A 12,554-nucleotide genomic window follows, 5' to 3' on the forward strand; every position below is an offset into this window, starting at 1 on the left:
GCCGCCTTGCCCTCACCGGGGCAAGGCGGCGACGAAGGCACGAAGGTCGGCTACGAACACCTCAGGTACTTCGAGCGCCGGGAAGTGGCCGCCTCGCTCAGGACTCGACCAGTACGCAAGATTGCGCGTGCGTCGCGCGAACGATGCCGGCGCATCGACGCCACGGGGATCGGGATAGGCCGCGTATCCGCTCGGCACGCTGATCCGTTCACCCGGCGGGAGTGTCAAAGGGCCATCGAAGAACTCGCCGTACGCGACCAGCGAACTGGCGACGCTACCCGACACCAGGTAGATCATCACCTCCGTCAGCACATCGTCGATGTCGACGCCCAGCTCACCGTCGTCCCCGCGGCGGTCAGTCCAGAGCCGGTACTTCTCCATGAACCATGCCGCCAGCCCAACCGGGCTGTCGGACAACCCAGGTGCGAGGGTCAGCGGTGTGTGCAGTTGCAGCGGGAAGTACGCGTTGCCCGGGCCAACATTGAGATCGTGCTCCGCCTGAACGAATGCCGTCTCCTCAGGCTCTGGATCGTCGACACCGGTCAGCCCGCTAGCAAATGGCGCGCCGTCCGATCTCAGGGCCAGCAGCGGCGTGTGCAGGCCGATGCAACTGTCCGGATGGTCGAACGCCATCCACTCGGCGATCGGTGCCCCCTGGTCACCACCATGAACCAGATAGGTCGTGCAGTCGAGCACGTCGACGATCAACTCGTGGAACAACTCGGCGGCATCGCGGAAGCTGAGCGGCCGCGGGGCGAGCGAAGAGAAAGCGTAACCAGGCAGCGACGGCACGACGACTGTCATTCCAGTCTCCGAGTCGCCGCCGTTCCGTTCGGGATGGGCGAGCGCGTCGATCACCTTACGAAAGCTGGCAAACGAGGACGGCCAGCCATGGATCAGCACAACCGTGGGCGGAGCCTCGCCCGAACCAGGCTCGCGCAGCACGTGGAGCCGCGTGCCGTGAACATCCGCGGTGAGCTGTGGAAAGCGATTGAGCTGTGTCTCGACCGACCGCCAGTCGTAGCCTGTCAACCAGCGATCGACAAGCTCGCGCAGTGCTGTGGGGCTGGTGCCAGACGCCCATCCGGACCGTGCAGGAAGTGCGTCCAGGTCGAATGCCGAGACTCGCCGTTGGATGGCGTCGAGGACCGCGTCGGATACCTCCAAGCGGAACGGCTCGACGCGTGCGCTCGTGCTCATAGCTGGCTCCCGTGTTCGTCAGTTGTCTCGTCGGGTTCGCTCACATCCTGGCTGAACTGCAGTGATCGCATTCGCCCGTGACGGCGACGCACGTCCAGCAGCAGGTTCGACGACAGGGCGACCAGCAGGGCTCCGCCGTACACCGCTTGCGTGTAAAGCGCGTTGACGTGCAGGGCGCTGAGGGTGTTCTGCAGCAGGAAGAGCACCGCACCACCGGTCGCAGCGCCAAGCAGCCCTCCTCGCCCCCCCGCCAGCGCGACGCCGCCGACCGCTGCTCCAGCGAGGGAGATCAAGGTAAACGTCGTCGGAACAGTCGCGTCGCCGGCGCCCAGCAGCGCGACAAACGCCAATCCGGTCACGGCGGCGAATGTGCCGCTGAGCACATACGCGAGCGCCTGTACACGCGCGACATCGATACCCGCCGTGAATGCTGCCCTCGGCTCCGCCCCAACCGCAAACAGGTTTCGGCGGTACGCCGTCCGTTGCAGCACGCTCCAGATCGCAACGACGCCCGCGATGAGCAGCAACGTTCCGGGAACCGGGCCGATGACAGCACCGGAGAGCGCGGTCAACCAGTGCGGCGCCGTACCGCCGGCGGTTGGCAGTACCTCGAGCGCCAGCCCAGCGAGCATCAGGTAGGTGCCCAGCGTCGCGACAACGGGCGGGATCCGTGCGTAGGCCACCAACATCCCGTTGACGGCTCCTGTGGCCGCACCCACGACCAACACGATCGGCACGACCTCGAGCGGCGAGTCGATGCCGCGCGGGCCGAGCACCGCGACAACCACGGCACCGACGAACGCGGCAAGTGGCCCGACCGACAGATCGAGGCCACCACTGCCCGAGATGACCGCTGGCGACTGAGCCATAGCGACGAGGATGAACGGCGACATCACCGCGAGGGAACTGCCCCAGTTGCCAGGGCTGAGGAACGACGAGTCGGCGAAGGCAGTGACGATGAGCAGCACAATCGTAAGGAGAAGCGCCGGACCGGCATACTCGAAGTCTCGCAGGCGGCTGTACATGGTTCAGCTCTCCTCCGGAGAAGTGACTCGCCGTCCGAACATGGCGCCGACAACGGCGTACCGGTCCGCCGCAGGCCGCGGAATCGTGCAGTGCAGCGTGCCTTCGCGGAAGATCAAGATCCGATCGCAGACGAGCAGAAGTTCCTCGACCTCGGTCGAGAGAAAGACGATCGCGACGCCTCGGTCGCGCAATGCCTTGAAGAGCTGGTGAATCTCCAATTTGGCGCCGTGATCCACTCCGCGCAGAGGATCGTTGAGCACCAGCACTCTGGGGTCGCGCGCGAGTGCCCGGCCGAGGAGCACCTTTTGCTGGTTTCCGCCGCTCAATGCAGTGATCCGGGCACCGCCACCAGGCGACTTGATGCGCAGCTGATGTGTCTGTGCGTCAACCAACCGGCGAAGTTTGGCAGGGTTCAGCCAGCCTAAGCGTCCGAGCCGCGACAGCGAGGAAATGGTGAGATTCTCGGCTACCGATCGCGTGGGCAAGATGCCTTCGCGTTTACGATCACGCGGCAGGTAGCGTAGTCCGTTCCGCGCGGCCTGGAACGCGTCGCGGACTGTTTCCGTACGACCGTCGACGCTCAAGGTGACGGTGCCCTCGGCAGGTCGACGCAATCCGCACAGGCACTCCAGGAACGGGATTTGGCCGTGTCCCTCCAGGCCCGCCACGCCAACAATCTCGCCGCCGCGGATTGCGGCGTCGAACGCGGCGGCGCCGGGCATCAGTCTCAGGTTCAGCACACGCGCCTCGCAACCAGCGTCGGCCTGTGCAGGACCGGGCGGTACGTCGGACGTGCCGATCTCCGACCGCGACTCCGGAGCACTGGCTGCGAGACGCAGAACCAGGTCGGAGGGTGCGTCGGCAATCGGCAGTGTCCGGACGCTGGCACCGTTGCGCAGCACGGTGACACGGTCTGCGACGCGGGCTATCTCGTCCATCCGGTGCGAGATGAACAAGATCGACCGGCCCCTTCGGCAATGTCCGGCCAGGACATCGAACAGACGGTCACGATCCTGGATGTCCAATGCAGACGTCGATTCGTCGAGGATCAGCAACCGCCACGGACGGATCAACGCCCGGGCAATGGTGACAAGCTGTCGCTGGCCAAGCGAGAGGTGCCACGCTGGCGTCTCTGGCGCGACGTCATCCATCCCGAGCTCGGTGAGCAGTGAGAGCAGCCTCGTGCGGCGTTCACGGTCAGGTGCCCGCCGTCGCACGACGCGGTCAAGGCCGAGGTAGACGTTGTCTGCGACCGACAGACCCTCGACGATCATCGTTTCCTGAAAGACCGTGACGAGCCCGGCAGCCTGCGCCGCGGACGGGCGCGCAAACCTCGTCGGCGCGCCTTCCACCGTCAATGTCCCTGAGTCGCCCGCCAGTACACCGCTGAGGATCTTGACCAGTGTGCTCTTTCCCGAGCCGTTCTCGCCAAGCAGAGCATGCGTCTCGCCACGGCGGATGTCGACCGTGCATCCTGCGAGCGCTTCGGTCTGGCCGAATCGCTTCCGGAGGTCCCCGACACGCAGGAAGGCATCGCCCTCGCTCACTGATGCACCTCCTCTGATCGCTTGCTGTTCTTGCTCCTCATACGTGATCCCGAATGTGTGATTGCCGACCGTAGACGCTGACAAGGAGCACGATCAGCAGGCCGAGCAAGATCTGCTGGACGTTGTTGCTGTAGCCGCGGCTGATGAGGATGATCGTGAAGAGGTTGATCACGATCACGCCGACCACCGTACGGCCGTATCCTCCACTGCCGCCGAGGAGCGGCGTCCCGCCGACCACGACGGCTGCAATGGTGAGAAACAGGTACGGGTCACCGATCGCCGCTGACGCCGTACCAGTGAAGCCGGCGAGGAAGATCCCGCTCAAGGCGCCGAATCCGGCCGCGAGCGTGAATGCCGCGACCCAGACTCGACGCGTGCGAACGAGCGCCAGCCGGGCTGCTTCGGGGCTCGCGCCCGTCGCATAGATGGATCGTCCGAGTGCGGTGAAACGGAGCGCAAGTACGACGACGATCGCCAGCAGCGCCCACACCACGACGATCATCGGGATCGGCATGCCGAGCGTCTGGCCTCCAGGCGAGACGACCTGGCTGATCCACTCTGGCACGGCTGCCGTCTGACTCTGCGCCATCACCTGCACGAGACCGATGACGATCGCCCCGGTCGCGAGCGTGACCACCAGCGGGTGCGTCCGTAACAGCTGCGATGCCAGTCCGTTGACGATACCGATGGCGATCGCGGACGTCGCGATTGCCGCCAATACCAGAACCAGCGGCCAGCCACGGCCGCTCAACTGCACGGTCAACACGTTGCCCAGCGCAATCGTCGCCGGCACCGACAGGTCGATTCCGCCCAGCAGGATCACCAGTGTCTGGCCTGCGCTGGCGACACCCAGCAGCGCGGCGAGAACCAGCAACGACCGCAGGCTCGGCCAGGTGGTGAGTCCGTCGATCGTCACGGCTGCGACGAGAAACGTCATGACCAGCATCAGATACGGCAGCGCCCGCCCACGGAGCGCGCGCCATGCCTCGACGAGACCCGACTGCGTGGGCCGAAGCACCTTCATCACCACTGTGCTCATGGCGATCGATCACGGCTGCTCGAAGAGAGGATCGAAATAGGTATCCGGATAGGGCCTGTTATCACCCGGTCGCTCCGCTTGGCAGGTGCTGTTGAGCGTGTACTCCGGCTTGTGCCAGGAATCGAGCGTCGACTGGGTGATCTGAATCGGCGGATACAGGACGAGGTTGCCTTTGAGCTTCTCGCCATTGAGGAGTCGCTGGGTGATGGCGTACAACTCCTCGCCGGCGCCACGACCGCCGAACACCATCGAAAAGCCGCTGCTGAGGTTCTGCTGCCTCCAATAGGACAGGTAGCCGCAGGTCGCACCAACCTCTCCTAGCAGCGGGCGCGGACGACCTGCCTGGTCGAAGGCCTGGGCGACGGCAAGTCCGACGCTGCCACCCTCGATCACAGCATCGATCTTCTGCGGATGCGTTGCCAGGAACTTCAGTACGTTCGACTTGGCGACCGACGGCGTGAAGTCACCACGCACCTCGCCGACGACCTTGATGCCGGGAGCCTGGGAAAAGACCTGCTTCGCCGCACGTAGGCGCTGGTCGGTCACTGCCAGACCCGGCAACCCGGTGACAGCCAGAACGTTGCCCTTACCCCGCAACATGTGCACGAGGTACGTCGCAGGCAACGAGCCCATCTCGGTCTCGGAGACGGACAGGTTGATCGCATCAGGACAGTCGACCGGCGTGACGACCGTAACGATCAGCACGCCGTGCTGACGCGCCTTTTCCATCGCGTTGCAGAGTCCCTTCGGCGCTACGTCGATCACCCAAATCACATGGCAGCCCTGGTCGACCAGCTGGTTGATGTGAGAGGCCTGCAACGGAATATTGAAGTTCGAGTTCGTGATGGTCAAGGCACCGGTGGCCTTGCCGCTGCTTTGCAGCGCAGACACGTTCTCCTGCAGCTTCGCGGAAACGCTTTGTGTGAAGTTGTTCGCAAGGAAGGCCGAACTCAGACAATAGTGCAGCGGAGGCTTCGGCGGAGTCCAGTTCGTCGCGTATGGATTCGGACCCAGATTGGCGTAATGCCAATAGCCTTCATAGGCCAGCTTGATCGACGAATCAGGAACGTACTTTTCCAGAGCCGCGGCCGCGCCCCGTGGCGCGGAGTCGTTGAGTGGCGGAGACGTGACCGTTCCGTCTCCGGCCATCTTGCCTGGCAACGACCCATTGCCAAGCGCGTTGCCGGTCGACGAACTGGAATGCGGGCCGGCGCACGAGACGACTACCAGCGTAGCAACGACCAACCACACGCTGAGCATCGTCCAGCGGCTCCGCACGGTATTCTTCATCGTCACAGCCCGCTCCTCACTGAAATGTTTCCGCCGAACGAGATCACTCAGTATCGACGTTGGCAACAGCTGCAGCGTAGGCGTGGTAGAGGCATACTTCCTTGTTGCTTCCAACAGACTTCAGGGCATTCTATTGGGAACTCCTAACAGGTCTATCGACCGCTCTCTCCACCGTCGACAACGAGTGCGAGACTATTGATCGAGCGCGCCTCGTCCGACGCGAGGAAGACGGCCGCATTGGCGATATCGAGCGACGTCGCGAGCCGGCCGAGCGGCGTTCGTGACCGCCAGTACTTGAGGCTGTCCTCCGGGTTTCCCCATTTGACGGAATCACGGCGCATCCCGGGCGTGTCCGACAGGCCCGGGCAGATCGCATTGACCCGAATGTTGTTCGGCCCCTCGTCGATGGCGAGGCTGCGCATCATGCCGACGATGCCGAACTTGCTGACCGTGTATGGAGATATCTTCGGGATCGCCATCAGTCCGAGCACTGAAGCCGTGAACAGCAACACCGCACCCTCTGCTCGCTCGGCACCGGTACGGCGCAACGCCGGCAGCGCAGCCTCGGACATCCGCCACGGGCCCAGCACGTTGACAGCCATCATATGTTCCAGAGTCGGATCGTCGATCGTCTCCATGCCTCCCGACCATCCCAAGGCAGCATTGTTGTAGACGATATCCAACCGGCCCCACCGTTGGACGACCTCCGCCACCGCAGCCTCATCTTGCGCTCGGTCGCTGACGTCGCAGCGGATGAAGATGGCGGCATCGCCGAGCTCTTTCGCCACCTCGCGTCCTAGCTCCTCGCTCCAGTCGACGACGGCAACCTTCGCGCCTTCCTCGACGAACCGCTCGGCCGTAGTCCGGCCGAAGCCGCTCGCCGCGCCGGTAATCAACGCTACGCGGTCGGCAAGTCGACCTCCATTGGACCGTCCAATCATCACATTCCTCCGATTCGTCACACGCGGTAGACGGCGTCCGCGATGTACCCGCCGAAACGCCCTTCCTCGGCATGGTTGTATTCGATCGTTCCGTTGATGAGGTGATGGGTCGGCGGGATCAGGGTGATGGAATCCGCGTATCGCGCGGCCTCGGCGACCTGCGCCCGGACCTCGGGCGGCGTACCCACGATGCCGAGATCGCGAACCATCGCGTCCGGCAGCAGGTCTAACAGTGCTTGCCCGTTCCCCACGCCCAGCTCGACCGCCGCGTTGGCGACATCACCCCAACCGCGTGCCTTCCAGTACGAACGGAAGTTCGGGTTGGACGCATAGAACGCGACAGTTCCCCGATGTCCGGCGAGCGCGACCTGGGGATCCTCATGAACGGTGGTGTACGAAAAGTAGTGGACGTCGAACTCGGAGCGTGTGCGATCTGCCAGCGGCAACTGAACATCCAGGGCCGGCAGAACCCTCTCCGGCAACGCGCGTGCCGGCCAGATCGGATGTCCGAGAACACCGTCACAGAAGGATGCGGCGAACTTGATCGCTCGGTCTCCCGCCGCGGCCGTCACGATCGGGATGCGCGGTCGCACAGGTGGGTTGATCGTGGCGAACCCGCGCAGGTCCAGGTCGTAATAGTCGCCCTTGAAGATGCCGAGTTCCCCCGTGTGGCCATGTTCGGTGACCATTCGCACGATCTCGATGACCTCCCGCAAGTGAGCGAGAGGGCGTCCATAGCGCACACCGAACCAGCTCTCGTTGCGCGGTCGATCGACCAGCCCGAGCCCGAGTACGGTGCGTCCGCCGCTGAGGATGTCGAGATCGAGCGCCGACAACGCGGTCTCCATCGGGCTGCGCGCGAACGCATACGCGATACCCGTCCCAAGCTGCAGACGTTCCGACGCCGCGGCGGCGACAGAGAGCAAGGGAAAGCCCGGTCCCCATACGACCTGCGTTGCCCAGGTCCCCTGGAATCCGAGCTCATCGAACTCCCGGACAGTGCGAGTCAGTTCGGAAGCAGGAGAGGGAAAAAGGTAACCCCAGTACGGCGTTTTGTGCACCAACGAATCCTTTCTCACACGGAGGACATACGCCTAGATCGTGCCTCCGGCAGCAGCCAGTGCGATCCGCGCGCGCGCCTTAGCATGCTCGCAGTGATCGAGCAACGCCGATCGTGTCTCCTGCATATCGCCGGAGATGATCGCATCGGCAATACGAACGTGATCATCGAGCATCGCGTTCGACGTGCGGTTGGTGGCGCGAAGCGTATGGGCCATGACGGCCCGCACCGCGAGCCTGCGGTATGCGATGAGAAGCGCCTCGTTGTCAGCGAGTCTGACGACCTGCTCGTGAAAGGCGTTGTTAGCGTCTAGATAACGCTCGAAGTCGACGAAGCGGTCCGCCCGGATCAGCGGCAGCATGCCGGTCAGTCGCCGCCGAAGCTCCTCAATCTGCGTGGTTGTCGTTCGTTGCCGCGAGATCTCCACGGCTCCTAGTTCGATTGCGCACCGGGCGTCGAAGGTCGCCTCGGCGGCTATGACGTCAATCGGGACAAGCTCATGTGTGTCGACTCCGACGCGGGATACGAGCGCTTCGCCAGCCAGCTTGGCGAGTGCGTAATAGATGGGGGCCGGCTCGGCCTGCAAATCGCCCGCCACTTCGGCAACACTCAGCGGCCGACCGGGTTGGTATCGGCGATCAAGGATACGCTGGCGTAGCTCTCGGTATATGACCTCGTCGATCCCCGCGTCGAACACGTCGCTGCGCTCGCCTGCACTCTTACGCACCACCTGTCCGACTATCCAAGACGCGTCTGCTGCGTTGTATGGCTGGCTGGCAAAAGTCAGTGCTGCGCCCTTTGTCCATGGTCACAACTCACTTGCCGCTGCCCGAGTCGTCGTCCGTCGGGCGCGCCGCAGCTGCGGCGTCGAGTAGGCGCAGCTGCAGCTCGATGAGGAGACGTTCGTCGGGGTCGTCGAAGCGGAGGCCGGTGATGCTTTCCGCACGGCGGATGCGATACCTCACGGTGTTGGCGTGCACGTCGAGCCTGGCGGCGGCCTCTTGGATGTCTCCGAACGTCGAAAGGTATGCCTGTACGCTCTTGACCATCTCGGAGTGATTCTCCGCGTCGTAGTCGATCAGCGCCTTGAGCTTGCCGGCCAACAGGTAGGGGCGAGAGTTCACGAGCTCGCGCAGCTCGAGCATGAGCATGTCGCTGCGCACATCGTCCATCGTGGCCACGACATTCCCCCCATCACGGTGCATCAGAACCTGCAGCACCTCGTCGGCTTCACGGCGAGAACGCCGGATGTCGCCCAGTGAAGCGACGCTGGAGCCGATTCCGACTCGCGCCGGCGCGCGAAGGGCTGACTTGACATGCCGGAGAACATCTTCGCCGAGCGCGGCGAGCTGCGCCGATGTAGTACGCGTGGTCGCGAGGACCATGTAAACGTGCGTGCCGCTTGTAGTCATAACAGCCTGATGACGAAACGCCGTCGCGTATGCCTCCAGCAGGCCGCTGAGCCGCGCGGCATCGGATCCGTTCTGGAGGTCGAAGGCGAGCACAGCGAATGCCTGCCCGGTTGTCGGACGCAGTACGTCCTTGAGTGTGTCCGCGGTCTCGCGGCCGTCGAGGACAGCGAGCAGGTGGTCCCTCGCTCCGCGTCCGGCGTAGTCATTCGTGACGCGGTCGCGTACGACATGGAGACTCGCAACTGACGCCGCCTGGCGGAGCAGGTCAAGCTCGGTGTCGCCAAGCGGACGGGGACGACTGATACCAATGGTTCCGAGATGCTCGGCTGTTGCGCAGCGGACGATAATCCGGGTCAGGTGATCATCTTGCGGTGCACCGTCGACGATTCCGACACCATTGTCGAAGATCGACGACATCACACCCATGTTCCGAAGACTGTGAATCCATTCCGACGGCCAGCGCCGCTGCAGAATCGCTCGGGCACGTAACTCGTCGGTTCCGGCATCGATGCCTGAGTACGCGACGATGTTGTACGCCGGATCGGTGACCGTCACCGGACCGCCGAGCTTGGCGGCGACCTCGTCGCACAGTGCGAACAAGTCCGCCGACTCAAGACTTTGGGGAAACCGTGCGTCGACCTCGTAGAGGCTTCGGATTGCGGTGTTCAGCAACAGTCCTACGCTGTCCCAACTCGCATCAGGGGCTACCAGCGCGATGGCAACGCCGGCGGTGCGGGCCATCTCCGCCAGCCGTTGGGGCAACTTCGCGTCCTCCGGGTGGCGGAACGCCAGCATGGCCACGCCTGCGGCGGACGCCTCTGAGAACAAGCGCGAAGCGTCCGCGACGTGCAGTGGAGTGCCCACCATGAGAGCAATATCGCCTTCGCTGAACCTCGACGGCCCGAGCGGATCGTGAATCGTCGCGCGCCGCACCACCGGATTGCGGTCATCCGGCAGACTTGCAAGTCGCATCTGCGACGGGCTGATCATGCGCGCAAGGTCACTGAGAGTGGCCACTGGCACTGTGGCTGCATTGTGTTCGTCCACGCAACTCATCCCTTCCGCCGCATACTTGTCGGCGTCACCGCTCCGACACGCACTGTCGTGTCATGCACGGCGCGCTGCGTCATCCCTACGGTCGCGCCCGCTCCTGTCCGACCATCAGAATGGTTACTCAAGGTATAGTCATTAGCAAGATGTTGACCTGCCTGGGCTTTGCAGAGACTGGCAGACTGGCGTGAAAGCCGCACACACCTCGACCCGCAGTGTCTGCGGCACCGCCGCCTATGAGGGTGCTGGTTCACACCACATTCCAAATGCCCTCAGCCGGATGTCCCGACCAAGCTCTTCACGAACGTCGCCCTCGAGGCGCAGGGAAACTCGGGTCACGAACATGAGTGAGGGGCGCACCCGCGACGCTGTCATCGAACTGATCACCGTAGAGGGCTGGACAATCACGACACGTGAGCGACGCGTCGACTTCCAGTACGGCCTGCGAGACGTTGTTTGTCCTTGCCACGGGCAAAATCGCACCATCCCCCGCACACGGTCGACAACTCGAGTCGCGAGTCGATGAACCACTCCAACGTTGCTCCAGCAAGATCCCCCTTGCCCGCGCGCCGGGCGTACCGAGCAACCAGTACCAGGAGGTCACGACAGGTATCCATCGTCTAATGGATTGCTACATCTTGTGCGTTGTATGTCTGTTCGGGGCCGCTGTGGTTCAATCGTCAGAGCTCGAACAGTCGCGTTGAGCAACCAAACACCGGAGCGCCGCCATGGTCCTCGTTCGCGAGCCGCAGCGCTTGCCCGGCAGTTCGCGGTGTTCGATACAGCGTCGACGGCGTAGCCGTTGCCCATGAGAGCCGCTCTGCGCGCATCCGATCACTAAGGATGGGCACAGAGCCCTCGAGATGTGGAGAGACTTCTGTGTCTGTTCGGCCGTGCCGCATCAACATGTTCCGAGCGACCCTGGACGATGTGCGTACTCGTCTGCTCAGCACGCGGTGTACCACAGCCTCCAGCGACGGCTACTGGGCTGGCGGCACGGACCCCGGGCTACCTGCGTGACTTGGTTGGATACTGGGGCGAGCTCACCGACTGGCGCGCGGCGGAGGAGCGACTGAATGCCTATCCGGAGTTCATCGCCGAGGTCGAGGGCCGCGACATACGCTTTGTCCACGTCAAGAGCCGAGCCGCCGGCAACGCCTAGCGTCTCGTCGGCAAATCCGTTGAGCCGGGATTTCTGGCATCGATCTGGTCCACTGCGCGTAGGCCCAGGGATCTTATGAGGTCCCCGATTTCGTCTTGGTAGATGGTGGAGGGATCGGTGGTCAAGGGGCGCAGGTGGCCGTAGATCTCCAGGGCAACGAGGCCGTGCATGCGGCCCCAGGTGCGGAGGGTCACGGCGATGCCGGCCGGCGGGAGGTCCGGGAAGTCGGCACGGACGTGCGCGACCAGGCCGGGATCGAAGTCTGACCAGGCGTAGGGATGGCCGGCAGTCTCGACGGCCTGGGCAGCGGGCCATGCCGCGGCCACCAGTCCGACCAGGCCGGTACAGGCGCGAAGCTCGGCATCCTTGCCGGGGCCGTCGTCGGGTGGGCGGTAGCCGGGAACCGGATCGCCGTAGATCAGGCGGAAGCCGGCGGGGTCGGCGACAGCCCAATCGCGGATGGCTTGCGCCCAAGCCATGATTCGGCCGCCGGGGTTGTCCTCCGGTACGGCGTCCCGGGCAGCCTCGGCCGCGATCACCACCGCCGAGTAGATATCGCCGATCAGCGCTGTGATCAGGTCGTCGCGAGTGGCGAAGTAGCTGTAGATCGCGCCTGCCGTCATGCCCATCTCGCGAGCAATGGCGCGCAACGAAATCGCATCCGGACCGCCGTCGGCCAGGAGCTTCATTGCAGTCACCTTGATCTCGGCGCTGGTCGCCGCGCGAAGCCGGTCGCGGCGGCTGATCGTCTGCTCGCTCACAGTTGACACCATACAGCGTTGGCCTAGTATGCGACGTACAAATATTGAACACCGTGTAGGAATTGC

At 64.0% G+C, this 12,554-nt stretch carries 11 protein-coding genes; 1 reads left to right on the forward strand and 10 read right to left on the reverse strand.

Annotated features, from left to right (window positions below; all coding sequences use genetic code 11):
- Nucleotides 1–12 precede the first annotated feature (12 nt).
- The 9 genes from EV647_RS02695 to EV647_RS02735 form a co-directional block, all read right to left on the reverse strand.
- On the reverse strand, nucleotides 13–1,200 hold the full coding sequence (locus EV647_RS02695; protein ID WP_133997878.1) for an epoxide hydrolase family protein: 1,188 nt from the start codon (nucleotides 1,198–1,200) through the stop codon (nucleotides 13–15).
- Entirely contained in the window at nucleotides 1,197–2,225 is a 1,029-nt protein-coding gene (locus EV647_RS02700) for an ABC transporter permease (protein ID WP_133997881.1), read from the reverse strand. Before EV647_RS02700 ends, EV647_RS02695 begins: the two co-directional genes overlap by 4 nt.
- A gap of 3 nt (nucleotides 2,226–2,228) precedes the next feature.
- Nucleotides 2,229–3,773, reverse strand: a complete 1,545-nt coding sequence (locus tag EV647_RS02705) for a sugar ABC transporter ATP-binding protein (RefSeq protein ID WP_166680199.1) — start codon at nucleotides 3,771–3,773, stop codon at nucleotides 2,229–2,231.
- 37 nt (nucleotides 3,774–3,810) lie between these two features.
- Entirely contained in the window at nucleotides 3,811–4,812 is a 1,002-nt protein-coding gene (locus EV647_RS02710) for an ABC transporter permease (RefSeq protein ID WP_133997888.1), read from the reverse strand.
- Between the two features lie 9 nt (nucleotides 4,813–4,821).
- Nucleotides 4,822–6,102: a substrate-binding domain-containing protein gene (locus tag EV647_RS02715; protein WP_238177006.1), complete on the reverse strand. Its 1,281-nt coding sequence runs from the start codon at nucleotides 6,100–6,102 to the stop codon at nucleotides 4,822–4,824.
- A gap of 152 nt (nucleotides 6,103–6,254) precedes the next feature.
- Nucleotides 6,255–7,043: an SDR family NAD(P)-dependent oxidoreductase gene (locus EV647_RS02720; RefSeq protein ID WP_133997894.1), complete on the reverse strand. Its 789-nt coding sequence runs from the start codon at nucleotides 7,041–7,043 to the stop codon at nucleotides 6,255–6,257.
- Nucleotides 7,044–7,060: 17 nt separating this feature from the next.
- Nucleotides 7,061–8,104: an LLM class flavin-dependent oxidoreductase gene (locus tag EV647_RS02725; protein ID WP_166680200.1), complete on the reverse strand. Its 1,044-nt coding sequence runs from the start codon at nucleotides 8,102–8,104 to the stop codon at nucleotides 7,061–7,063.
- A 33-nt stretch (nucleotides 8,105–8,137) separates the two neighbouring features.
- The gene (locus tag EV647_RS02730; RefSeq protein WP_133997899.1) at nucleotides 8,138–8,833 is read right to left on the reverse strand and encodes a GntR family transcriptional regulator; all 696 of its coding nucleotides are present in this window, start codon (nucleotides 8,831–8,833) and stop codon (nucleotides 8,138–8,140) included.
- Nucleotides 8,834–8,918: 85 nt separating this feature from the next.
- Nucleotides 8,919–10,505: a CdaR family transcriptional regulator gene (locus EV647_RS02735; protein ID WP_166680201.1), complete on the reverse strand. Its 1,587-nt coding sequence runs from the start codon at nucleotides 10,503–10,505 to the stop codon at nucleotides 8,919–8,921.
- Between the two features lie 988 nt (nucleotides 10,506–11,493).
- Here EV647_RS02735 and EV647_RS43330 point away from each other — a divergent pair.
- The gene (locus EV647_RS43330; protein ID WP_133997907.1) at nucleotides 11,494–11,727 is read left to right on the forward strand and encodes an epoxide hydrolase N-terminal domain-containing protein; all 234 of its coding nucleotides are present in this window, start codon (nucleotides 11,494–11,496) and stop codon (nucleotides 11,725–11,727) included.
- Here EV647_RS43330 and EV647_RS02745 read toward each other — a convergent pair.
- Nucleotides 11,724–12,488, reverse strand: coding sequence for a TetR/AcrR family transcriptional regulator (locus EV647_RS02745; RefSeq protein ID WP_238176994.1), 765 nt, complete (start codon nucleotides 12,486–12,488; stop codon nucleotides 11,724–11,726). The genes EV647_RS43330 and EV647_RS02745 overlap by 4 nt on opposite strands.
- Nucleotides 12,489–12,554 lie beyond the last annotated feature (66 nt).

The organism is Kribbella sp. VKM Ac-2566 (genome assembly GCF_004366005.1).
Classification (GTDB): domain Bacteria; phylum Actinomycetota; class Actinomycetes; order Propionibacteriales; family Kribbellaceae; genus Kribbella; species Kribbella pratensis.